The sequence below is a fragment of the Streptomyces sp. NPDC033177 genome, assembly GCF_055577715.1.
Map to the genome: position 1 here is coordinate 222,820 of NZ_JBVIPS010000001.1, position 22,053 is coordinate 244,872.

Sequence of the window (22,053 nt, forward strand, 5' to 3'; positions counted from 1 at the left end):
CTTTCACGACATACCGACCCACAGATGTGGCGCACCTTTCGGGTGGGGGGCGTGGCGGCGACGGCAGCACTCAACCGCCACCCCAGCAAGAACGCAAGATGCGTGGCATAGATTGCAAATATTCGACAGATTTACGAGAGCATTAGATGGCGCATGGGATCTCGCGGACTGTCGCGCGAACTGTCCGATGCCGGCCTCAACCGGATGCTGGAGCGGAACACCCGCATGGTCAGGGCCGTCCGCGGCTTTGACCGACTCGCGGATCTGGACGAGCTGTTGGCGCAGCAGGCGCGCGTGGGCGACGAAGCCCCCTGAGGTGCGCCGACCGCCGACGCGGCATCAGCGACGCGCCGAGTCGGCCAGCACCTCCCGCGCGGCGCGCGTGCCCGACGCCAGCGCGCCCTGCACCGAACCTGTCGCCCTGTGGTCCCCGCACACATACCTTCCCGGGCTGTGGCGGGCCGTGCGGCTGAGCGGCCAGGGCGGCAGCATGGCGGGCAGTGCCTCCGGCACCGTGCGCACGGCCACCTGCTGCCAGCCGCTCGTGTCGGTGCCGTACAGCTCGGCCAGGCGTCGGAGTACCGCGTCGGCCGCGCCGGGCCCGTCCGTGCCGAGCACCGAGGTGGAGATCAGCGCGATGCTGGGCGGTGCGTAGGTACGTGCCACCTCGCTGAGCACACAGGTGTTCAGCACTGTCCCGGTGCTGTCGACCACCAGGGTCGGTTCTCGCAGCGGCGTGCTGTCGGACGCGTGGTAGTAGGTGGTGACCGTACGCCCGTCCGGCACGGGCAAGCCCGGCAGCAGGCGGGCTGCGGTCGCGGCATCCGTGGCGACCACGACGCTCGCGGCCGGCACCTCACTGCCGTCCGTCAGCAGCACGCCCGCGTCGGTGACCCCGGCGACGGGCGTCTCCAGACGCAGGACGCCGGTGGGCAGGTTCCCGGCCAGCTGCGCGGGCACCGCGCCGATGCCCTCGGCGGGCAGACACAGCGACCCCCGGACCATGCTCCGCCACACCAGGTGGAAGAAACGGGCGGAGGTCTCCAGGCGATCCTCCAGAAAGACTCCCGAGAGGAACGGACGCAGGATGTGGTCCACCGCCGCGCCCGAAAGGCCCGCTCGGGACAGAGCGGCCGCGGTGGAGCGGTCGGAACGTCGTTTGAGGAAGGCGACGGGCAGCACGGCGTCGCGGGCGGTGAGCGCCGCCATCGCGGCCAGGTCGCGGGACGCGAGGGCCCGTCCGGGCAGCAGGGACCCCGCCGCACTGGGCTGCCTGGTCGGATCGACGAGACGGACCGGCCCGTCCGGAGTGTGCGCGAGGAGGCCGGGGGTGAAAGGCCGCAGCCGAAGACTCTGCAGATAGACGCGCCGTTTCACCTGCGGGTAGGCGGTGTTGAACACCTGGAACCCGCGATCCAGCAGGAACCCGTCCTGCCGGTCCGTCCGCATCCGGCCGCCCGGTCCGTCGGACGCCTCCAGCAAGGTCACCCGCCGCCCGGCGCGGCACAGGTCCAGGGCGCAGGCGAGACCGGCGAGACCGGCACCGACGACCACGACGTCCGCTGCTCCGCGGTCATGGACCTTCGCCATCGGCTCTCCTCCGCTCCCGAAATGCTCCTTGTGATGTTCGGCTCCATCATGGGACTCGTCGTCCCGACGACCGGAAGGAACACGCCACATGGCCAAGGACAAGAAGCTGCGCAAAGGCGACGAGGTCACCTGGAGCAGCCACGGGCAGACCACCCCCGGCACGGTGAAGAAGAAGATCACGGGGCGGACCGAGACCGCAGGCCGCACCGTCGACGCGTCCAAGGACGAACCGCAGTACGAGGTGGAGAGCGAGAAGTCCGGCAGCCGAGCGGTCCACAAGCCGGAGTCGCTGCACAAGAAGCGCAAGTCGTCATGACCAAGGCTGCTGAAACGGACCGCAAGGAGGACTCCCACAGCGTGGGCCAATCCCCCGAGACCCCCTGGCGCTACTCCCTCATGAACTGGGGCCACGATCCGAAGAAAGCGGGCACCGGGTCCTGACGGTCCTGACCCGGCCGGATGCCGACGCGACTGGGGTCGCGCAGGTGTGAATACGCGGTGGACGGCTACATATTCTTCATGCCGCATCATGATCTTGTCGTAATCGGAGCAGGCACGGGCAACTCACTCATCGACGACCGCTTCGCCCACCTGGATGTCGCCGTCGTCGCCGAGGGGCCCTTCGGGGGTACGTGCCTCAATGCGGGGTGCATTCCCAGCAAGATGCTCGCGTTGACCGCGGACGTGGCCCGTCATGTGCGGGAGAGCGAGCGTCACAACGTCCGGGCCACGCTGCACGGTGTCGTCTGGCCGGCGGTTCAGGAGCGTGTCTTCGGGCGGCTCGACGCCACATCGCGCGACGGGGAGCAGGGCCGTCGGGACGAGGACTTCGTGACGGTCTACCGGGGGCACGCGCAGTTCACCGGGGAGCGTGAGCTGCTCGTGGAGAGCGAGGGCCGGAGCGAGCGGGTCACCGCCGACCGGATGGTGATCGCCGGGGGCGGGCGCCCCGTGGTGCCGCCGGTGGTCACCGACTCCGGGCTCCCCTTCGAGACCTCCGACACCGTGATGCGCCTGGATCAGGTGCCCGAACGGATGGTCATCCTCGGCGGCGGTTACATCGCGGCGGAGCTGGCTCACGTCTTCCACTCGGCAGGGACCGCCGTCACCGTGGTCGAGCAGCAGGAGCGCCTCCTGATGCCGCAGGACGAAGAGATCTCCCGGGCCTTCACCGATCTCGTGGACGGTCAGTGGGATCTGCGGCTCGGGCGCGAGCTGAGCGAGGTGGCCGGTGAACCGGGCAAGCTGCGGCTGACGCTCGACGACAAGACGGTCATCGAGGCGGACACCCTGCTGGTCGCCGTCGGGCGTCGCCCCAACAGCGACCACCTCGACGTCGAGCGGGCCGGCATCGCATGCGACGACAAGGGCCTGATCACCGTCGACGCGCAGCTGCGGACCAGTGCCTCCGGCGTCTGGGCGCTGGGCGACATCGCGGCCGGTGGCCCCCCGTTGAAGCATGTCGCCAATCGCCAGGCCGCCGTGGTGGCCGACAACCTCCTGCACCCCGGCCGGCCGCGCTCGATGTCGTACGACGTGGTGCCGTCGGCCGTGTTCACCTCCCCGCAGATCGCACAGGTGGGGCTCACCGAACAAGAAGCCCGTGAGCAGGGCCTCGACTACGCGAGTGGCGTGCACCGCTACGCGGACGTGGCGTACGGCTGGGCCCTGGAGGACACCACCGGCTTCTGCAAGGTCCTGGCCGAACGCGGTACCGGCCGCCTGCTCGGAGCCCACATCCTCGGGGACCAGGCCGCCACCCTGGTGCAGCCGCTCGTCCTCGCCATGCGATTCGGCCTGACGGCTCGGGACGTCGCTGAACAACCGCTGTGGATCCATCCCGCCCTGACCGAGGTCGTCGAGAACGCCCTGCGCGACCTCGACGAGTAAGCCGCACGCGTACGCCGGGGCCTTCCCCCGGCTGCCTCTGCCTCAGGAAGCAGGCAGCGGATCGATGACGACCCCGGGGTTGAGGATGCCCGCCGGATCCAGGACCTTCTTGCCCGCCTGCAGGGCGGCGGCGAAGAGGTCGGGGCGCTGCTGGTCGTACCAGGGGCGGTGATCGCGGCCGACCGCGTGGTGGTGGGTGATGGTGGCGCCGTGTGCCATCAGGGCCCCGGAGACGGCTTGTTTGATCTCGTCCCACTGCTCCACCGTCTTGCCCCACCGGCCGGCGGCGTAGATCCCGAAGTACGGGGCGGGCCCGTCCGGATAGACATGGGTGAACCGGCAGGTCACGACGCCTTCCGCACCGACCTGGCGCATGGCGTCCTGCGCGGCTTCGTCGACGGCCGCGCGCAGCGCCTCGAACCGGTCCCAGGTGCAGGCCGTCTCGAACGTCTCCACGATCATGCCCTGCGCGGCCAACGCGTCGCGCTGGTACGGCATCCGTACGAAGGAGGAGCGCCAGGCGTCGGCGGCTCCGCTGCTGGCGCCGCGGTCGGTGCTGGCCCCGCTGTCCGTGTTGTCGGTGTAGCGGGGCGGCTCGGCCAGGGTGCCGCCGTGGTCGCGGCAGAGCTCCAGCGCGCGTTCCATCCAGGCGTGGACGGGGTGGTCCGCCGATTCGAAGCCGAGCACCAGGACCGCGGTCGGTGAACCCGCGTTGATCAGCGCCTCCACGGGGTCCAGGAGGCGGCAGTTGGCGGGGTTCAGCCCGGACTGGGACAAGGCGCGCACCGCCCGCACGCCCGCGTCGTAGTTGCTGAAGCCCACCGACACGCCGGCCCGCCACCGAGGACGGTCCTGGAGGCGCACCCAGGCTTGGGTGATCACGCCCAGTGAGCCTTCGGAGCCGAGGAACATACGGTCGGGTGACGGCCCGGCGCCCGAGCCGGGCAGCCGCCGGGACTCGACGACTCCGCTGGGGGTGACGACCCTCAACGACTCGGTGAGGTCGTCGACATGAGTCAGCTGCGTCGCGAAGTGGCCGCCCGCCCGAGTGGCCAGCCAGCCGCCGAGGGTGGAGAACTCGAATGACTGGGGGAAGAACCGCAGGGAGTATCCGCGGGGCCGCAACTGCTCCTCCAATCGAGGGCCCAGGGCGCCTGCTTGGACGAGGGCGGCCCGGCTGATCGTGTCGACGTCGAGGACTCGGTCCATCGACGTCATGTCCAGACTGATCACCCCGGCGTACCGCTCCCCCACCCGCGGCTCGACGCCTCCCACCACCGATGAGCCGCCGCCGAACGGGACGACCGCGATGTCCGCGTCGTGACACCAGTCAAGGACGTGGACGACCTGGGCCTCGGAGGCCGGGCGTACGACCAGGTCGGGCACGTGGGGCAGCTGGCCAAGCAACGCCCGCACGACATCGCGGAAGGCCTGCCCATGGCTGTGCGCGAGCCGGTCGCGCACGTCCGCCGAGACGATCGGCGCCAGAGACGCCGGGGTGCTGACCCTGCTCGCGCCCACGCCGAACGACGCGATGGCCGGCGCCTCGTGGACGGTCAGGTCGGCACCCGGCAGCAACTGGGCGGTGCGGCGGGTGAGTTCCGCACGCTCCCGGCCCGACACCGCGTCCTCGACGTTGCCCCAGCCCCACCACGAACGTGTCTTGCCGGTCATGACCGCCACCCATCTGAACGCCGGGTAAGTTACCTGACGGTCACCTTGGCACAGGGAGGGCTACGCGCGCCGCACGCACCCTCGCATCCCTCTCCCACGCGCTGGAGCCACGGCGGTGACATCGTCTGCAACTGGTGACGCCACGCGCCTGGTGCCTGGGCCTCGCACTATGCCGCCCGACCGGGCACACGGCTCTTCAGGCTGCTTCGTAGTGATGCGCCCGCCCGCCGCGCCACTTCACCCACGCCGGGTCGTCGAGAAGCCCCTCCGCGTCGGGCAGGCCCGCGCGCCGCAGGAACTCGACCACGTCACGATCGCTGTGGGCGAGGCCCAGAATCTCCCCGCGCGCCGTCACCCTGCGCCCACCGGTGGGCGACAAGGGGTGAACGACTATCGGCGCGGAACCCATGACTCCAGGGTGCGGGGGCGCCCACGGCCGCGCATCCCGGGCGGCTACTCGCCTGCCGCTTTCCGGCGCGTCGTCTGCCCTCGGGCCGCGGGCGGGTCGGGCGGAACGAGCCCGGTGTCGATGACATTCTGCGCGACCTTGCTGAGCAGGATCCGGTGGTGACGTGCGTAGTGGCGGATGGCGTCGAACGCCTGGTTGAGGGGGATGTTCCGGCGGGCGGCGAGAATGCCCTTCGCCTGTTCGATGAGGATGCGGCTGTGCAGAGCGGTGTGCAGCTGCGTGTTGACGGTCTCCTGCTGGCGGAGGGTACGGGCGTGCAGCAGGCCGATGGTGGCCGCGTCGGCGAGGGTCTGGGCGAGCGACAGGTCGTCGGCCGTCAGCGACCGTTCGCCGGTGTGCAGAAGCATCAGGCAGCCGATGCTGTCCTTGCGCAGCCGCATCGGCACGACGCTGGGCAGCGCATAGCCGGCCTGCACTACCTGTTCGGTGAACCGTGGCCAGCGCGTCGCCGCGTCGGCGGCGTTCTCGGGGGCGACCGGGCGGGCGGTGCGGTAGGCCTCCACTGCCGGGCCCTCGCCCAAGGCCACCTCCAGCACGCGCTGCAGCCCGGGGGCCGGGTCGCACGGTGCCGGGCTGTAGAGGCGGGTGCGGGAGTGGGCGAGGAAGACCGCGGCATCGGTGATGTCGAGCAGTTCTTGGCAGCGGACGGTCATCTGCTGGAGGAAGTCGATGACGTCAAAGTCCTCCACCAGGGTGTCGGCAAGCTCCACAAACGTACGCGCGATGTGCTGCTCCCTGCTCATGCTCCTTCGCTTTCTCCTGGTTTCCGTGGGCCCGTCGTGGGTCTGCCCGGAGCTGTGTGGGCCCCGGGCTTTCCAGGTCACGGCGGAAGTTCTTTCTCGAGAATGATGCGGGCGGTGTCCGTCAAGGACCGACTGGAGGCAAAGGCCTGGGCCCGCAGTCTGGCCAGGGCCTCGGCCGCCGGAACGTCGAGCCGTACGCTCAACACCCCCGTGGCCTGGTGCACTTCGGCTCGGTGCAGATCCACCGCCCCGGCTCTCCCTGGGCCGTCCCCGTCCTCCCCGGCGGACATGCCCGGCCAGCGTCCCAGCAGGTGTCCGGCCAGCGAATCGGCCACCATCCAGCCCTCCGCAAGGTGCCGCCCGGCCAGCGGCCCTGCCGTGCGGCGATACCCGGTCAGTGTCCCGACCTGCGCCGCTCCGACGTTGACGGGCCACACGAACAACGCGGCGACACCCAACTCCATCGCCTCGGGCACGAATTGAGGCCACTGACCGACGAGCAGGCGGTCGAGGTCAGGGACCTCGAGCACCCCTCCCTCCTCCAGGAGGAACAGACCGGGCCCCTGCCCGATGACGCACTGAACGTCCTCCAGTCGCGCACTCGTCAGGTCGCTGAACCAGACCAGCTCCTCCCCCAGCGAGACCGCCACACCGTCGAGCCCCAGTGCATGCGCGCAGGCACCCGCCCACGCCCGCCACTCCTCCTCGTCCACCAGCAAATCCAGGCTGCCCAGCAAGTCCTCGACAGTCGCTCCCCTGTCCACGCACAGCCCTCCCTCACCACTCTGAGCACCCCCGCCACCGCGCACCGGGGGCGAGGCCGACCGATGTGTCCACCGTAGAGCCGGGCACTCGGCACCACAGCCCTTTGGCGCAACCATCCACCAGAGGGGTACCGCAGCACCGTGACCAAGCGTGCCCGCCGCGAGGGGAGTTCAGTAGCTGCCGTCCGGCCTGTGGCCGTGCCGGGCCGCGCGGCGCAGGACCCGTTCCAGGGAGGAACCGAGGTTGAGTACGCCGGTCGCGTCGGCGTCCTCGGGATTGTCCGGGAAGGCGTCGAACATGAAGACACCCGTCAACTCGTCGCGCGAGCGTCCGGTGGCACGCAGGTAGGCCGGGTTGACGCCCTGAATGCACAGGTCCGTGTCGAGCACCACGTACGGAGCCGCGGTCACCTCGAACAGCGGGCTGCCGGACGTGGCCCGCAGCATCTCGTGCACGGTCGCTCCCCTCACAGGCCGGGCAACCGTTCATCCCCTAGGACACACCCGGGGCGAGGCTCGGACAAGCCGAATGAGATGAAACAGCGCCGGGCGGGGGTGAGTTGGTCTGGGCGGGCGCGTTGTGCGCGTTGCGCGCGTCCGGCACGTCACGTCGGATGAATCCTCAACTACGTGTGCGCATCGCTGACTACGAACCGAATTCCGGGGCACTCGGCTGCACGTCACGCAATGCTGGAATGCGATCTCCAAGGAGTGTGGCCATGTCGGCTTACGGCAATCCGTCAGCAGCTTCTTCCGGCTCCCGGACGAACGGCCTCGCGATAGCCGGCCTTGTCTGCGGCATCGTCGGTGTGTTCTTCCTCAGCTTCATCCTCGGGCCGCTCGCGATCATCTTCGGTGCGGTCGCGCTGCGCCAGAAGTCGTTCAAGGGCGGCGGAGGCATGGCCAAGGCAGCCGTCATTCTGGGCGTCATCGACGTGATTCTGTTCATCGTGCTGATTGCCGTCGCCGCTTCCGGCGGATTCAGCTGGTACGTCGGCGGTTGACCGGAATCCGGAATTCGGGAGCTGTTCCACACCATTACGGTGGCCGGGGGAATGCGCTGCACGCGCATTCCCCCGGCCTTTGCTCATGTCGACCCCGCAAACCCCGGTGACGGCGCGCGGCACCGCCGGTCAGCCGGGGTCGTTCTCGTCGGCGTGGCGGGTGAGGGCGTCGAGTTGGGCGACGACATCGGGGTGCGTGCGTGCCAGGTACGGGCGGGCGGTGGTGAGGGGGTCGATCAGCGCCGCGGGGTCGTCGTGCGCAAGCGCCGCGTCCAACTGGCCGAGCGGGACCTGGGCTTGCGGCGGTAGGCCCGTGAGTGACATGACCTGGCCCGCGAGGCGGCGCAGGGCGCCGGCATGGGTCCGGGCCCAGGCGGTGCGGGAGCGGTCGGCGGCGCGGCGCCGGCGGGTGGCCTGCACGCGTTGCTCGCCGGTGCTCCCGGTCGGGCCGGGGCGCTGGCGCAGGTAGCGGCGTTCGGCGGCCTGGCGGCTTGCGACCCCCAGGGGGTGGGCGAGGTCGGCCCAGCTCGCTCCGGCGTGGCGGGCGGTCTCGATCAGGCCGGCTTCCCACCCGGCGAGCTGTTCACGGACCTCGCGCAGCAACAGCAGGGAGGCAAGGGCCTGTTCGGGGTTGGTGCGGCTGGTGGGCGTCGCGTCGGTGTCGGCCTCCTGGGCGACCTGCACGGCGTCGCTGATGGCTTCCAGGGCGGAGGCCGCGGCCAGGAAGGACGCCGGGTTGTGGGCGTGGGCGTGGGGTGGTTCCGGCGGGCCGGTCGCTGCCATGGGGGGCCTCCTTCGTCATTGTCATCGCGTGGACGACATGCAACTTGTCATCCATTGGACGACATGCTACAACCGATGGCAGGTGAAGCGCATTGGCAGTTACTGCCCGGACCTTCAGGAGGTGTTTCGCGATGTTGATGCGCACCGACCCCTTCCGCGAGCTCGACCGCATCGCTCAGCAGCTGGTCGGCCCCGGCACGTGGTCACGGCCTTCCGCGATGGCCATGGACGCCTATCGCGAGGGCGACGAGTACGTGGTGGCATTCGATCTGCCCGGCGTGACCGCCGAGGCGATTGACATCGACGTGGAACGGAACATGCTGACCGTCAAGGCCGAGCGCCGTCCGGTCGCCAAGTCCGAGAGCGTCCAGATGGAACTGTCCGAGCGGCCGCTTGGCGTGTTCTCCCGCCAGATCGTGCTGGCCGACACGCTGGACACCGAGCGCATCAAGGCGGATTACGACGCGGGTGTGCTGACCCTGCGTATCCCGATCGCCGAGCGCGCCAAGCCCCGCAAGATCTCCATCGGGAACGACGCGTCCCATCGGCAGATCAGCGGCTGAGCCGCAGCGCGTACACGTGGCGCGGGGGACGGGCAATTCCCCCTGACCCTGTCCTCCGCGCCTGACGGGGCGAAGCCCCCAAGACCCACCCGCGGGTGCCGTCCAGCTGCCCGGCGCCCGCGACACGACCTCCGCGACGAGAAAGGCGCGCAATCAGCGATGTTCGAACGACCTGAACCCACCCGGCCCTTCCCCGCGATGACCTACCAGCAGATGCTGGAGAAGGTCCGCTACGAAGGCGCGTACCCCACCCGGGAGCGGGCCGAGGAAGCCGTCCGGCTGGTCCTCGGCGGACTCGGCAGGCAGCTGACCGGGAACGAACGCGTCGAACTCGCCGCCCGCCTTCCCGTCGAGGCCGCCCTCGTCCTCACCGCCCAGATCCCCGACCCCGAGCCCCTCACCGGCTGGGGCCTGGTCAAGGACCTCGCGACCCGGGCCGGGGCGAGTCCCGCCACCACGCGCTGGGACACCGGCGCCGTCCTGGCCGCCGTCGCCGTACTCGCGGGCCCCGATCTGCTGACCCGCATCCTGGCCCAACTCCCCTCCGGCCACGCACTCCTGTTCGGCCGGGCCGAGCTGATCCAGGCCGCCTAGGCGCAGCGGCTCAGGGCCGTCGGCGTCGGCGTACCGCAGTGACGGCACCCAGCACCGCGCCGACCAGCAGGACGGCCCCGCCCCGGAGCCACACCTCGCGCTCGATCTGCGCCGCGAGCAGGACGCAGGACGCCGCAGCGAGCACCGGCAGAACTGTCGGGGCCCGGAAGTGGTCCTGCGGGGAGGCATCGCGGCGCAGCACCAGAGCCGCCGTGTTGACCAGGAAGAAGACCACGAGCAGGAGGAGGACCAGGGTCGAGGCGAGCGTCGACACGTCTCCGGTCAATGCGAGCAGCAGCGAGAGGGCGGTGGTCGCGGCGATCGCCGCCCACGGCGTACGCCTGCCGGGCAGCACCTTGGTGAGGAAGCCCGGCAGCAGCCGGTCGCGTGCCATGCCGTAGGCGAGGCGCGAGGACATGATGCCGGTGAGCAGGGCGCCGTTGGCGACGGCGACCAGGGCGATGGCGCTGAACAACTCCGTGGGGACGCCGCCGGCCGCCCGGACGACTTCGAGGAGCGGCCCGCTGGACTCGACGAGCGTCTTGGTCGGCACGGCGGCCGCCGCGGCGGCACCGACCAGGGCGTAGACCACGCCCGCGGTGATCAGCGCGCCGAAGAGGGCCCGCGGATAGGAGCGGCGCGGATCACGGGTCTCCTCCGCCACGTTGACGGAGGTCTCGAACCCGACGAACGAGTAGTAGGCGAGCACCGCCCCGCTCAGGACCGCTGCCACGGGCCCGTGTTCCGGTGTGCCCAGGTCGGTGAGGCGCCCGACGTCACCGTCGCCGCGCAGCACGATCCACACGCCGAGCCCGATCACGAGCAGAAGCCCGCTCACCTCGATGACGGTGGCCACGACGTTGGCCCGCGTCGACTCGCTGATCCCCCGTGCGTTCAGCAGGGCGAGCGCGGCCAGGAACACGACCGCGACGAGCGCCACGGGAAGGGTGACGAACTCCGCCAGATAGTCACCGGCGAAACCGCGGGCCAGAGCACCGACCGACACGATCCCGGCGGCCAGCATGCAGAAACCGGCGAGGAATCCGGCGAAGGGGCCGTAGGCGAGGGTCGCGTAATGCGAGGCGCCGCCTGCCCGGGGGTATTTCGTGGCGAGTTCGGCGTACGAGGCGGCCGTCAGGAGCGCCAGACACAGCGCCACGACGAGGGGCACCCACACGGCGCCGCCCGTGTCGGCCGCGACCTGACCCACCAGGACGTATACGCCCGCGCCGAGGACGTCTCCAAGGATGAAGAAGTAGAGCAGGGGGGTGGTCAGTGCTTTCTTGAGCGGAGTCGCCGTGTCGGACGCCGCCGGAATGGTGCGGGGAGATTTCACGCGCACACATGTACCCGGTTCGGCGTCCGGCAGGCAGCGAACCCCTCGAACGCCTGCGAGGGTGAAAAGGAATGACAACGGACGGGCCGGGTACCGGGAAGCCGCCGCATCCGACGCGGGCTGCCGTATCCGACGAGGGTTGGAGAGTCGAATGGCCGTACGACACCGATTGATCAAACGGTCCGTGGCAGACGTCTGGGCGGTCCTCGCGGACGGGTCACGCTACGGCGAGTGGGTGGTGGGCACGGCCCGGTCGGAGCCCAAGGAGGGCCACTGGCCCAAGGTGGGCTCCAGCATCACGTACACCGTGAAGGTGGGCTGGCGGACGCTGTCGGGAACCACGACCGTCCGGCGATGCGAAGAGCCCCGCATCCTGGAGCTCGAGGCCGACAGCGGATGGCTCGGCGCCGCGCGCATCGCCGTCGATGTACGCCCCTGGGGTGACTACGCCTTGGTCATCGTCGATGAGCACCCGCTGACCGGCCCCGGCGGAAAGCTCCACAATGCGGCCGTGGACGCGCTGATCCAGCTGCGGCACCGCGCCATGCTCGCCCGACTGGCGGACGTCGTGGAGAAATCCCCGAAGCGCGCCTACGCATCGGCCTGAGAGCCGGTCGAGCACGTTGGCCGAGGGGGCGCGGCCCCCACCCACGATCGATCGACCCGCCGGGCCCGACGGACCTGGGCGGACGTCAGGAGTCAGGCATGCCGGACGCGGTGATCATCGGCGCGGGGCCCAACGGTCTCGTCGCGGCGAATCTGCTCGCCGACGCCGGATGGAGCGTGGAGGTCCTCGAGGAACAGGACGAGCCGGGCGGTGCGGTCCGCAGTGACCGCGGTGTCCATCCCGACTACGTGAACGACCTCTTCAGCGCCTTCTATCCGCTGGCCGCGGCCTCCCCGATCCTCGCCGACCTGCAGCTCCAGCAGGAGGGCCTCAGCTGGAGCCACGCCCCCCGCGTCCTGGCCCACCCCCTGCCCGACGGCCGGTGTGCGGTCCTGGCGCGCGGGGCCGCGGAGACAGCGGCAGGCCTTGACGCGTTCGCGCCGGGCGACGGGGCCTCCTGGCTCAACCTCTGCGCCACCTGGAACCGCGTGGGCCCCGACATCCTCGGAGCTCTGTTCACCCCGTTTCCGCCCGTACGGCACGGGGTCCGGCTCGCCGCCAAGCTGCGAGCCGCCGGGGGGCTGCGGATGGCCCGGACGATGGTGCTGCCGGTACGGCGCCTGGGCGAGGAGGAGTTCCGCGGTGAGGGTGGCCGGCTGCTGCTCGCGGGCAACGCGCTGCACGCGGACCTCGGCCCGGAAGCGGCCGGCAGCGGAGGCTTCGGTTGGCTGATGTCCATGCTCGGCCAGACGTACGGCTTCCCCGTTCCGGTCGGCGGGGCGGGCGCGCTCACCGGGGCCCTGGTGCGGCGCCTCGAGCGGTTCGGAGGCGTGGTCCGGTGCGGGGAGCGCGTGCGTGAGGTCGTCGTGCGGGGCGGTCGCGCCGTCGGTGTGCGCACCGCCGGAGGCGAGAACGTACCGGCCTCCCGCGCGGTTCTCGCCGACGTGTCCGCTCCGGCGCTCTTCGGCGAACTGGTCGACGAACGCCATCTGCCCGGACGGCTGCTTGGGGATCTGCGCCGTTTCCAGTGGGACTTCGCGACCTACAAGATCGACTGGGCGCTGAACGGGCCGGTGCCCTGGACGGCACCGGAGGCGGCCACGGCGGGAACGGTGCACCTGGCCGACGGCGTCGACGGGCTCACCCAGTTCGCGGCGCAGATCGCCATGGGGCAGGTGCCCGACCGCCCCTTCATGCTCTTCGGCCAGATGACCACCGCCGACGCCACGCGCTCGCCGGCCGGCACGGAGTCGGCCTGGGCCTACACCCATGTCCCGCAGCGGATCAAGGGCGACGCGGGCGCGGACGGCCTGACCGGATCCTGGGACCAGCGGGAACAGGAGGCGATGGCCGACCGCATGGAAAACGAGGTGGAACGCTGGGCGCCGGGCTTCCGCTCCCGCATCAGGTCGCGGCGCCTGCTCGCCCCGACCACCCTCCAGGCCATGGACGCCAATCTGCACGGGGGCGCGATCAACGGCGGCACGACCTCCGCCCACCAGCAGCTGGTGTTCCGCCCCACGCCGGGCACCGGCCGCCCGGAGACTCCGATCAAGGGCCTCTACCTCGCGTCGGCCGCCGCCCACCCCGGCGGCGGCGTCCACGGAGCCCCCGGCGCCAACGCCGCCCGCGCCGCGCTGCGGGGCCGGCTCGACCGCCGCTTTCGACGGAGCTGACCCGGGTTCACCTCACGACCGCCGGGCCGGGCTCAGTCGGCGGCCTCCGCCGCACGCCCGCCCGGTCCGAGCAGGCCCGTGGACGAGAACTCCGAGCGCATCAACTCCTGCCGCGAGTACCGGGCGACGAGGGGCGGCAGGCCCGCCCGCACCGCCTGCAGCGCACGGAGCCAGCCCGGTACGTACACGGTGGCCGACCGGCGTTCGACGGCATCCGCCAGGCATCGGGCCACGTGCTCCGTGGGGTAGATCTTGCGGGCCGGCGGCGGCATGTGCGCGCGCAGTTCCCGCAGCACGGCGTGCTGGTCGGCGTCCCGGATCATGTCCGTGTCGGTCCAGTTCAGATAGGCGACCCCTACGCCCACGCCCCGCGGGGCGAGTTCCGCGCGCAGCGACTGGCTGAGGGACTCCACGCCCGCCTTGGAGGCGCAGTAGGCGCTCATCAGCGGCGATGCACCGATGGAGGCGAGTGAGGCGATCTGTAGGAAGTAGCCGCGGCTGTCGAGCAGTTGGGGCAGAAAGGCCCGGGCGGTGTTCGCGCTTCCGACGAGATTGACGTCGATGACGCGTCGCCAACTGGCGGGGTCGGAGTCGACAAAGGGTCCGCCCTCGGCGACTCCCGCATTGGCGACGACGACCGATGCGGGGCCCTGACGCTGGCGTACCTCGTCGGCCACGCGCGCCATCGCCGCGTCGTCGGTGACATCCACGTACCAGTGCCGCGACGGTGTGGGGAGCTCTTGGGCCACTCGGGCGAGGGCCTCCTCCTCCAGGCCGAGCAGCGCCACCGTGGCTCCCCTGGCGGCGAGCTCTCTGGCCACGGCCTCTCCCACACCGCGCGCGGCGCCGGTCACGACAGCTGTGCGACCGCGCAGGACATGCTTCCGGTCGGTCACGAGAACTCCTCCGGGTGGGACGGCAGCGACGGGTGCTCCACCCGCCAGGACGCACACGGCCATGGTGGCAGGCGGCGCCGAGGGCCGCATACCAGGCGTCGGCCGACCCAAACACCGGGCGCGTGCGTCTCACGTCACAGCTCCGGGTGGCGTCCGGCGCTTCCTCGTGGGCACACTGACCTTGAGGTCAGGAAGCAGCCGCGCCCAAAAGCCCTGCTTCCACGGAGCAGGTTTTGTTCTTCCTCAGCCGCCATCCACACGAACCCCGCCTCGGCGGGGATTTCGTCGACCTCGGCGATGAAATCGAGCCCGGACAGGAAATCCGGCGTCCGTCGGCCTGTCCCGGCTCGCGCACCGTGGTTGTGGACAGGTATGCGCCGGTGGCCACCTCGCCCACTCCGCCCGCCATGGTGCGCGCGCGTGCAAAAAGGGCGGCCAAGTACCCCCGCATCACAGCCTGTCGAAGGCACCAAGACCGTTCAGAGCGAAGGAGACCTGCCGTGCTGATGGCCGACCCGAGAGTACTGCGCGACCTGGTGGAGCAGTACGACGCACTGAGCGCGCTGCATGCGCGCAACGGGGGCTGCGAGGCCCGCACGAGGCTTGAGGACATCGCATACACCTTGTGCGTGTCCACCGGCACCCGTGAGGTGGTGTCGGCACTCGCGGCCGCCCGTTCACAGATGGCCATGGCCGAGGGCGAACCGGACGCCCCGCAGCCCGTGTGAGGGCCGGCGGGGCAGCGCCCACGTTCAGGGTGTCGCGAGGAGAGCGGATACCAGCTCGTCCAGGTCCAGTGCGGCGCTCTCCTCGGGAGCGGGCAGCAGGGCGTACGACTCATGGATGAACGCCTCGACCGGTGCCCGCTCCAGTTCGCCACGGACACGTCCGCTCGGGGACGTCAGGGTGACGAGCACCCGGTGACGCCCCGTCGGCCGGATCACGACGTCGCCTTCGCCGGCCGGGGCGTGCAGTCCCGACGCCAGCAAGTTCCTGGAGAACACCCAGGTCGTCGGGGCCTGCTCGGCCGCGGGCGGCGGAAACGTGAGGGTGACGGCCAGCGGATCCTTCGTGGAGTACGTGAGGACCAACTCGGCTTCGATCACGAAGTCGAGGGCGTCTACGCACAGGTGAGACCGGATGGGGCAGGTGAGGCTGGATTCCATGGAACACGGGGTTCCCGGCACTCGCTCATGCATGCACAGCGACAGCTGTCCGGGTGACACATTCGTCGAAAGCTGACGGCGTACGGGCGGCGCCCACGGCGGTGGTCACCGCCGTGGGCATGCGCGCTCAGCGCCCGAGCGCCTTCTTCAGCTGCTGCTTGTTCATCGACGAACGGCCGTCGACGTTCTTCTTCTTGGCCTCTTCGTAGAGCTGGTCTTTGGTGGGGCCCTGCGCTCCGCTGTGCGAACGCTCCCCGCCGCGCTGTGACGCCGACTTCAGGTCCTTCGTCGATGTCTTGCTGGCGGTCTTCGATTCACCGGAACGGGCGCGCTCCTTGTTGACCGTGCGCGCCGCGATCTCCTTGGCCCTGCCCTTGGAGGCACCGCGGTCCTCGGCGCTCTCCTTGATGTGCTCGTACTGGCGCTCGCGCTTGTTGCTGGATCCAGCCGGCATGCTGACCTCGCCTTTCCTGATGGCCCGGGTCACGGCGCGTGCTCGCTGTGGCCGCCTTTCGGGCATTTCCCAGTCTCACACCGGTATCCAGGGTGCGCCCGGTCAATCATGTGGCGGTTCAGGCGGACAAGCGGGCGTCGTCCTGCGAACGCACTCCCGCGAGTTGGGCGCGCGCCGCGGCGACGGCCATCTCGGGGGTCCGCGTTCCGGTGGAGACGCACAAGGTGTACGAGACGTCGTCCAGTTGCCGCCGGACCTCGGCCGAGTCCTCCCGGGCCTGCAGATGCAGCAGCGAGGCATGCGTTTCGAGAAGGGACTGCAGGAACGTGGGGTGAGGCCTGAGCACGGGGTGCTCCTTTCGGTGGATGCGATTCACGAGGGAGGCGATGAACTGCCGCCGGCCGACACATGGTGCCCGCGCGGACGACCGGTATTCACAGACCTTCGGAACTCCGCCCCAGTCCCCTGGGCAGGCACACGGCTCCGTACAGCACGCGTCTCATCCGCCTGATCGTTCGCATGAGTTGACCCCCTCCGGTCGGTACGGCCTCCCTGGCCGAGCTCTACTCCTGTGCCCCGAAATTCGATCCTCTATCAGGACCAAAGGCCCGTGCGGGAGTGACGTGTGGAACGCATGATCGTGATCCTCCAGGGCACCCGCCTCCGTGGTCGCGAAGCGTTCGGCGCCGCTCCGGTGGTGTTCGCGCCCTGACCGGCAGAGGCTGGCTGGAGCCGGGGCACGCCGAGCGGAGAGTCATCCAGGAGGAATCTGATGCCGGACAGCACCCTGCCACTCCTCTCGCAGGGGTACGCATGGCTTCCCGATCTGAGCCGCCGCAAGGGCCCGGGGCCCGTCCGCACCCGCCTGCTGGGCAGACCCGCCATCGCCCTGCGGGGGCCGGCCGCCGTCACGTTCTTCTACGACGAGGACCACGTACGGCGGCGTACCGCCTTGCCCGAACCGGTCCTGAGCACTCTGTTCGGCAAGGGCGCGGTGCACACCCTCGACGGGGCGGAGCACCGCGCGCGCAAGGCTCTTTTCGTCTCGCTCCTCCAGGACGCCTCGGGAGTGGCCCGTCTGGCGGAACAGGTGGCCGAGGAGTGGGAGCGGGCGAGCAAGGAGTGGACGCGCCGGCCCCGGGTGACGCTGTTCGACGAGGTGAGTCTCCTGATCACGCGTGCCGTGTGCCGGTGGGCGGGAGTGCCCCTGGCGGAGTATCCGGACGACGAGGCGCGCCGCACCGCACAGGACCTGGTGGCCATGGTCGACGGCTTCGCGACCGCAGGACCCCGGCACTGGCGGGCCCGGCGCGCCCGGCGCCGCCGGGAGGACCGGCTGGCCGAGCTGGTCGAGGAGATGCGGGCGGACGAGGGCGCCTCGGAGTCGGACGACGCGCAGCCCGGCTCCGTGGTGCGGGCGGTGGCCGCCCACCGCGACGCCGACGGCGGACTCCTCGATCCGCGGACCGCCGCCGTCGAGATCCTCAACGTCATCCGTCCCACCGTCGCCGTCACCTGGTACACCGTGTTCGGTGCCCACGCGCTGCACCGGAATCCGGCGCTGCGACAGCGGCTGGCCCAGGACCGTGACGGGTACGCCCGGGCGTTCGCCCACGAACTCCGGCGCTTCTACCCGTTCGCGCCGTTCGTCGCGGGACTGGCCCCGCACGACCTGGAGTGGCACGGCGAGCCGATCCCGGAGGGCTCCCTCGTCCTCCTCGACCTCTACGGACAGAACCACGACCCCGAGCTGTGGCACGACCCCTACATGTTCGACCCCGAGCGTTTCGTGGGCCGCGAGCCCGGTCGTGACGAGCTGGTCCCGCAGGGCGGCGGGGACGCCGCACAGGGCCACCGCTGCCCGGGCGAGGACATCACCCTGGCGGTGCTGAGCACCCTGCTCCCCCGTCTCGCGGGACTTGACTACGAGGTCCCCGATCAGGACCTGCGCATCCCGTTGAACCGGATGCCGACGAAGCCCCGCAGCGGCTTCGTCATCACCGCGGCGCGCTGACCTGTGCGCCGCCCCGCACCAGCTGGACGGAGGCCCGGCATGAACCCCATGCACGACAACGAACACGAGAAGAACCAGAAGCCGAAGCACGCGGAGACGGCCGCCGAGGAAGTCTTCGACGAGGCCGAGGATGCGGAAACCCGTGTCCCCGGCGGGGAACGGGACCGCAAGAAGGACGGCGAGGCCGCGGACGCGCTCACCCCCAACCCCTCCGCGCAGGATGACGTCCAGCGCGGCGACGAGCGCGGGCAGCACGACCGCTGAGGCAGCGGGCAGGCACCCTGATCACCGCGGCCGCCTTCCTGGCTCACGGCCGCGACGGCCCCGGGGGACATGACAGCGCCTGCGCGCGCCGGTCCGTCGCCGCGGGAAGCAGCCAGTAGTACACCCAGGTGCCACATCGCTCGGAGTCGATGAGACCGGCCTCCTTCAGGAGCTTGAGGTGGTACGAGATCGTCGGCTGGGACAGGTCGAAGGCGGCCGTCAGGTCGCATACGCAGATCTCCCCGCCGTCCCGCGAGGCGATCATCGACAGCAGCCGCAGACGGACCGGGTCGCCCAGGGCCTTGAAGGTCCTCGCCAGGTCGACGGCCCGGTCCCCGTCCATCGGCGCGGCCAGCAGCGGCGGGCAGCACCCGGCGCCGTCGGCCGCATCCCGACCGATCACCACCAGCTCTTGCTTCGACATCCTTCTATGTTGACAGCCTTCGATCCAGGGCGCAAGGTTGTATCGAGAACCATCAATGCAGCCTCCCCGGGTCTCGCCGGACCCCTGATCGAGGAGCCACCCATGAGCGAGAACAGCACCGACCTGCGCGAAACCGTCCGCCGCCGCTATGCCGCGGCCGCCGTCCAGGTGGCTGAAGGCGGCGCGGCCTGTTGCGGCCCCTCCGCGATCGAGGTCGACGACACCTTCGGCTCCGCCCTGTACGGCGAGGGGGAGCGCGAGGGGCTGCCCGCCGAGGCCGTCGCCGCCTCGCTCGGCTGCGGAAATCCCACCGCCGTTGCCGATCTCCATGCAGGCGAGCGCGTCCTTGACCTCGGATCGGGCGGCGGCATCGACGTCCTGCTCTCCGCCCGGCGTGTCGGCCCCAGCGGGAGGGCCTACGGCCTGGACATGACCGAGGAAATGCTCGCCCTCGCGCTCGAGAACCAGAAGAAGGCAGGGGCCACCAACGTCGAGTTCCTCAAGGGCACCATCGAGGCCATCCCGCTACCCGCGAACACCATCGACGTCGTGATCTCCAACTGCGTGGTCAACCTGTCCACCGACAAGCCCGCCGTCTTCGCCGAGACCTTCCGCGTGCTGGCCCCCGGGGGCCGCATCGGCATCTCCGACGTCGTCGCCGACGACAGCCTCACCCCCGCGCAGCGCGCCGAACGCGGTGATTACGTCGGCTGCATCGCCGGCGCGCTCTCCTTCACGGAATACCGCCAGGGGCTCGATGCCGCCGGATTCACCGACATCGAGATCACCCCCACCCATACCGTCGCCGACGGCATGCACTCCGCCGTCGTCCGCGCCACCAAGCCCGCCACCAAGCGTGCCGTCGGCGACACTCCCGGACCCGGCGCCGAGGCGGCGGGCTGCTGCAACTGACCGGCGTACGGGCGCACTTGAGCGCCCGTACGCGGAACATCGGCGATTCGGCCAACCGGCCCCGCCCCACGACCGCACCAGCACGCCCTCCACGCGCGCCACCCCTTGCGGCTGACGGGCTCCAACCCGTCCTGAATCGAGCGCGTTCGATTCTGTCGCCCTGTCGTTAGTCCCAGCACCGCCGAGCCATCCAGGTGCGGCACGCACCCCTTGGAGGGACGCAGGTGACTGTGAACGACACCTCGACCGATGACGCCAAGACGCCTCCCCCTCCCCCACCCGCCACGCTCACCTTCGGAGGCAAGCACGGCAAGAACCCGCTGGCCGAGGCCACGTTCGCCGCCATGTGCAGGCGTCTTCCCGCCGTGCTCAGGCACACCGCGCGGATGGCGTGGGCCGTGGACAGGTTCGGCGTCGTACTGCTCCTCGTCTGCCAGCTCCTCACCGGCGCGGCGGCCGCCGCCGTGCTCGCCTTCACAGCACGAGCCATGACCCACCTCCTCGGCACGGGCATTGTGTCCGAACGCCTGCACGCGGCACTGCCCGCCCTGATCGTCGTGACGACGGCCGCCGCCCTCGGTCGTGTCAGCAGCGCCGTGTCCTCGTACGCGGACGGACGGATCACGCCGCTGCTGATGACCGAGGCGGACGTCGCCCTCGTCGCCGCCGTGTGCCGCGTGGAGTCGTCCGCATACGGCGAGGACGGGTTCGCCGACCGGCAGGAGGCCGCCGAGGTCGGGGTCACCCGGACCCGGATGATGGTGCAGGACGCCCAGCGGTTCATGTCGGCCCTGATCCGGATGATCGCCGCGAGCGGAGTGATCACGGCTCTGCATCCGCTGATGCTGCCCTTGCTCCTCCTGGCCGTGCTCCCGGCCGGCGCCGGGGCCGTGCTGTCTGCCCGCGTCACCTACGAGACCCACTACCTCAACGTCGGTGACAGGAACGTCCGCTCGATGATGCGCTGGTGGGCGACGTACTCGCGCCACGGCGACGAGGTCCGTGCCAACGGCATGACCGGCTACCTCATCTACTGGTACCGCGCCCTGTCCGACCGGATCGACCGGCGCACCCTGACCGCGGCCCCGCGGATGCTGCGCATCGTGCTGGTCACCAGCGCCCTCGGCGGGCTCTTCCTGCTGGGCACGTGGGCCACCCTCGCCTGGCTGGCCACCACCGGCCGGGTCGCGCTGCCCGTCGCGGCGACGGCGGTGGTCGCCGTCCAGACCACGCTGGCCGCGCTCTCCCAGTCCGTCATCCATGGCGCCGCGATGTTCCATACCTCGCTCTACCTGGCGGACATGCGGTCGTTCCTCGACATGGCGGGTGAACGGGCTCCCCAACGCGGTGACTTGACGCTCCCCGAGCGCGTGGACCAGATCCGCCTCGACGAGGTCGTGTACCGCTACCCCGGCAAGGAGGAACCGGCCGTCGCGGGCGTGTCGCTCACCCTGCGACGCGGCGAGATCCTGGCCGTCGTCGGGGAGAACGGCTCGGGCAAGTCGACCCTGGCCAAGCTCTTCACCGGCATCCTCCTCGCCGACAAGGGCCGGGTCCTGTGGGACGGTGTCGATCTCGCCCAGGCAGACCCCGACTCCGTGTGGCAGCGCACCGCGCTCGTCCCGCAGAACTTCGCCTGCTGGCCCCTGCGCGCCCGCGAGAACATCACCCTCGGCCAGCCGAGGACGTACGACGACGGGCCGGTGTGGGACGTCGTCGACGCCGTGGGGATGCGCGAGGCGATCGAGGCACTGCCGCGACAGCTCGACACCTTGCTCGCCAAGGAGTTGTGGGGCGGCGCCGAACTCTCCGGCGGCCAGTGGCAACGGCTCGTGTGCGGCCGTGCGCTCTACCGGCGGACACCGCTCCTGATCCTGGACGAGCCGACCTCACAGATGGACGCGCGAGGCGAGCACGCGGTCTTCACGGAGATCAAGCAGATCGCGGCCGAGCGCATGACGATCGTCGTCACCCACCAGCTCGAGAACACCCGGCTCGCCGACCGCGTCCTCGTGATGGACAAGGGCCGCGTGATCGAACAGGGCACGTACGAGGATCTGGTGGGCGCCGGGGGCCTGTTCGCGGATCTCGTCGCACTGGCCAAGGACCGCTGACGAGGGTGCTGCCTTCCCGCCCTCAGTTTTTCCTTTCTGTGGACAAAGTATGGACGCGGTCCGACGCCGTCCCTACGCTGAGCGTCGCTTTGCCACATAGATCTGCGTAACCCCCG

Annotated in this window: 27 protein-coding genes; 14 read left to right on the top strand and 13 right to left on the bottom strand. The window is 70.6% G+C overall.

Annotation, left to right across the window (positions count from 1 at the left end; genetic code table 11):
- Positions 1-153 precede the first annotated feature (153 nt).
- Positions 154-315, top strand: coding sequence for a hypothetical protein (locus ACZ5U5_RS01095; RefSeq protein WP_469014762.1), 162 nt, complete (start codon positions 154-156; stop codon positions 313-315).
- Positions 316-339: 24 nt separating this feature from the next.
- Here ACZ5U5_RS01095 and ACZ5U5_RS01100 read toward each other — a convergent pair whose 3' ends face one another.
- Entirely contained in the window at positions 340-1,590 is a 1,251-nt protein-coding gene (locus ACZ5U5_RS01100; RefSeq protein WP_469014764.1) for an NAD(P)/FAD-dependent oxidoreductase, read from the bottom strand.
- An 88-nt stretch (positions 1,591-1,678) separates the two neighbouring features.
- Between ACZ5U5_RS01100 and ACZ5U5_RS01105 the strand changes: the two genes are divergently transcribed.
- The 3 genes from ACZ5U5_RS01105 to ACZ5U5_RS01115 are packed head-to-tail and all read left to right on the top strand — an operon-like array spanning position 1,679 to position 3,480.
- Positions 1,679-1,906, top strand: coding sequence for a hypervirulence associated TUDOR domain-containing protein (locus tag ACZ5U5_RS01105; protein ID WP_469014766.1), 228 nt, complete (start codon positions 1,679-1,681; stop codon positions 1,904-1,906).
- Complete coding sequence (locus ACZ5U5_RS01110) at positions 1,903-2,031, top strand: hypothetical protein (RefSeq protein WP_469014768.1); 129 nt, start codon at positions 1,903-1,905, stop codon at positions 2,029-2,031. Before ACZ5U5_RS01105 ends, ACZ5U5_RS01110 begins: the two co-directional genes overlap by 4 nt.
- A gap of 57 nt (positions 2,032-2,088) precedes the next feature.
- On the top strand, positions 2,089-3,480 hold the full coding sequence (locus tag ACZ5U5_RS01115; protein ID WP_469014770.1) for a mycothione reductase: 1,392 nt from the start codon (positions 2,089-2,091) through the stop codon (positions 3,478-3,480).
- A 42-nt stretch (positions 3,481-3,522) separates the two neighbouring features.
- On the opposite strand, the gene ACZ5U5_RS01120 is transcribed toward ACZ5U5_RS01115, so the two are convergent.
- The 5 genes from ACZ5U5_RS01120 to ACZ5U5_RS01140 all read right to left on the bottom strand — a co-directional run bounded on the left by ACZ5U5_RS01120 (position 3,523) and on the right by ACZ5U5_RS01140 (position 7,577).
- The gene (locus tag ACZ5U5_RS01120; RefSeq protein ID WP_469014771.1) at positions 3,523-5,154 is read right to left on the bottom strand and encodes an FAD-binding oxidoreductase; all 1,632 of its coding nucleotides are present in this window, start codon (positions 5,152-5,154) and stop codon (positions 3,523-3,525) included.
- A gap of 196 nt (positions 5,155-5,350) precedes the next feature.
- Entirely contained in the window at positions 5,351-5,563 is a 213-nt protein-coding gene (locus tag ACZ5U5_RS01125) for a hypothetical protein (protein ID WP_363205737.1), read from the bottom strand.
- Between the two features lie 44 nt (positions 5,564-5,607).
- Positions 5,608-6,366 (bottom strand): ANTAR domain-containing protein, encoded by a 759-nt coding sequence (locus ACZ5U5_RS01130; RefSeq protein ID WP_469014774.1) that lies wholly within the window; start codon positions 6,364-6,366, stop codon positions 5,608-5,610.
- A 77-nt stretch (positions 6,367-6,443) separates the two neighbouring features.
- The gene (locus tag ACZ5U5_RS01135; RefSeq protein WP_469014777.1) at positions 6,444-7,130 is read right to left on the bottom strand and encodes an ANTAR domain-containing protein; all 687 of its coding nucleotides are present in this window, start codon (positions 7,128-7,130) and stop codon (positions 6,444-6,446) included.
- A 171-nt stretch (positions 7,131-7,301) separates the two neighbouring features.
- Positions 7,302-7,577 carry a PAS domain-containing protein gene (locus ACZ5U5_RS01140; protein WP_469016828.1) on the bottom strand — a complete coding sequence of 92 codons (276 nt, stop codon included), beginning with the start codon at positions 7,575-7,577 and terminating at the stop codon, positions 7,302-7,304.
- Positions 7,578-7,849: 272 nt separating this feature from the next.
- Between ACZ5U5_RS01140 and ACZ5U5_RS01145 the strand changes: the two genes are divergently transcribed.
- The gene (locus tag ACZ5U5_RS01145) at positions 7,850-8,134 is read left to right on the top strand and encodes a DUF4190 domain-containing protein (RefSeq protein ID WP_469014780.1); all 285 of its coding nucleotides are present in this window, start codon (positions 7,850-7,852) and stop codon (positions 8,132-8,134) included.
- A 129-nt stretch (positions 8,135-8,263) separates the two neighbouring features.
- Here the strand turns inward: ACZ5U5_RS01145 and ACZ5U5_RS01150 are convergent, their stop codons facing one another.
- Entirely contained in the window at positions 8,264-8,917 is a 654-nt protein-coding gene (locus ACZ5U5_RS01150; protein WP_469014781.1) for a type III effector protein, read from the bottom strand.
- Between the two features lie 131 nt (positions 8,918-9,048).
- Between ACZ5U5_RS01150 and ACZ5U5_RS01155 the strand changes: the two genes are divergently transcribed.
- On the top strand, positions 9,049-9,480 hold the full coding sequence (locus ACZ5U5_RS01155; RefSeq protein WP_363205743.1) for an Hsp20/alpha crystallin family protein: 432 nt from the start codon (positions 9,049-9,051) through the stop codon (positions 9,478-9,480).
- 159 nt (positions 9,481-9,639) lie between these two features.
- A complete protein-coding gene (locus tag ACZ5U5_RS01160) occupies positions 9,640-10,074 on the top strand; it encodes a DUF2267 domain-containing protein (RefSeq protein WP_469014782.1) in 435 nt (144 codons plus the stop codon).
- A gap of 10 nt (positions 10,075-10,084) precedes the next feature.
- Here ACZ5U5_RS01160 and ACZ5U5_RS01165 read toward each other — a convergent pair whose 3' ends face one another.
- On the bottom strand, positions 10,085-11,410 hold the full coding sequence (locus ACZ5U5_RS01165) for an APC family permease (protein ID WP_469014785.1): 1,326 nt from the start codon (positions 11,408-11,410) through the stop codon (positions 10,085-10,087).
- A gap of 151 nt (positions 11,411-11,561) precedes the next feature.
- Between ACZ5U5_RS01165 and ACZ5U5_RS01170 the strand changes: the two genes are divergently transcribed.
- The gene (locus ACZ5U5_RS01170) at positions 11,562-12,017 is read left to right on the top strand and encodes an SRPBCC family protein (RefSeq protein WP_469014786.1); all 456 of its coding nucleotides are present in this window, start codon (positions 11,562-11,564) and stop codon (positions 12,015-12,017) included.
- Between the two features lie 98 nt (positions 12,018-12,115).
- Positions 12,116-13,693, top strand: a complete 1,578-nt coding sequence (locus ACZ5U5_RS01175; RefSeq protein WP_469014787.1) for a phytoene desaturase family protein — start codon at positions 12,116-12,118, stop codon at positions 13,691-13,693.
- A 32-nt stretch (positions 13,694-13,725) separates the two neighbouring features.
- On the opposite strand, the gene ACZ5U5_RS01180 is transcribed toward ACZ5U5_RS01175, so the two are convergent.
- The gene (locus ACZ5U5_RS01180; RefSeq protein ID WP_469014790.1) at positions 13,726-14,589 is read right to left on the bottom strand and encodes an SDR family oxidoreductase; all 864 of its coding nucleotides are present in this window, start codon (positions 14,587-14,589) and stop codon (positions 13,726-13,728) included.
- A 500-nt stretch (positions 14,590-15,089) separates the two neighbouring features.
- Between ACZ5U5_RS01180 and ACZ5U5_RS01185 the strand changes: the two genes are divergently transcribed.
- Positions 15,090-15,317, top strand: coding sequence for a DUF5133 domain-containing protein (locus tag ACZ5U5_RS01185; RefSeq protein ID WP_469014791.1), 228 nt, complete (start codon positions 15,090-15,092; stop codon positions 15,315-15,317).
- A 24-nt stretch (positions 15,318-15,341) separates the two neighbouring features.
- Here ACZ5U5_RS01185 and ACZ5U5_RS01190 read toward each other — a convergent pair whose 3' ends face one another.
- The 3 genes from ACZ5U5_RS01190 to ACZ5U5_RS01200 all read right to left on the bottom strand — a co-directional run bounded on the left by ACZ5U5_RS01190 (position 15,342) and on the right by ACZ5U5_RS01200 (position 16,555).
- Positions 15,342-15,755, bottom strand: a complete 414-nt coding sequence (locus ACZ5U5_RS01190; RefSeq protein ID WP_469014792.1) for an SsgA family sporulation/cell division regulator — start codon at positions 15,753-15,755, stop codon at positions 15,342-15,344.
- A gap of 127 nt (positions 15,756-15,882) precedes the next feature.
- Positions 15,883-16,209 (bottom strand): plasmid stabilization protein, encoded by a 327-nt coding sequence (locus ACZ5U5_RS01195; RefSeq protein ID WP_469014795.1) that lies wholly within the window; start codon positions 16,207-16,209, stop codon positions 15,883-15,885.
- A 118-nt stretch (positions 16,210-16,327) separates the two neighbouring features.
- The gene (locus ACZ5U5_RS01200) at positions 16,328-16,555 is read right to left on the bottom strand and encodes a DUF5133 domain-containing protein (protein WP_451216910.1); all 228 of its coding nucleotides are present in this window, start codon (positions 16,553-16,555) and stop codon (positions 16,328-16,330) included.
- Between the two features lie 426 nt (positions 16,556-16,981).
- Here ACZ5U5_RS01200 and ACZ5U5_RS01205 point away from each other — a divergent pair, with 426 nt between their 5' ends.
- Both ACZ5U5_RS01205 and ACZ5U5_RS01210 read left to right on the top strand, forming a co-directional pair.
- Entirely contained in the window at positions 16,982-18,223 is a 1,242-nt protein-coding gene (locus tag ACZ5U5_RS01205; RefSeq protein ID WP_469014797.1) for a cytochrome P450, read from the top strand.
- Positions 18,224-18,262: 39 nt separating this feature from the next.
- Complete coding sequence (locus ACZ5U5_RS01210; protein ID WP_469014800.1) at positions 18,263-18,487, top strand: hypothetical protein; 225 nt, start codon at positions 18,263-18,265, stop codon at positions 18,485-18,487.
- 43 nt (positions 18,488-18,530) lie between these two features.
- Here the strand turns inward: ACZ5U5_RS01210 and ACZ5U5_RS01215 are convergent, their stop codons facing one another.
- On the bottom strand, positions 18,531-18,911 hold the full coding sequence (locus tag ACZ5U5_RS01215) for an ArsR/SmtB family transcription factor (protein ID WP_469014801.1): 381 nt from the start codon (positions 18,909-18,911) through the stop codon (positions 18,531-18,533).
- 102 nt (positions 18,912-19,013) lie between these two features.
- Between ACZ5U5_RS01215 and arsM the strand changes: the two genes are divergently transcribed.
- Together arsM and ACZ5U5_RS01225 are read left to right on the top strand one after the other, a co-directional pair.
- A complete protein-coding gene (gene arsM / locus ACZ5U5_RS01220; protein ID WP_469014802.1) occupies positions 19,014-19,823 on the top strand; it encodes an arsenite methyltransferase in 810 nt (269 codons plus the stop codon).
- A gap of 224 nt (positions 19,824-20,047) precedes the next feature.
- Complete coding sequence (locus tag ACZ5U5_RS01225) at positions 20,048-21,937, top strand: ATP-binding cassette domain-containing protein (RefSeq protein ID WP_469014803.1); 1,890 nt, start codon at positions 20,048-20,050, stop codon at positions 21,935-21,937.
- Positions 21,938-22,053 lie beyond the last annotated feature (116 nt).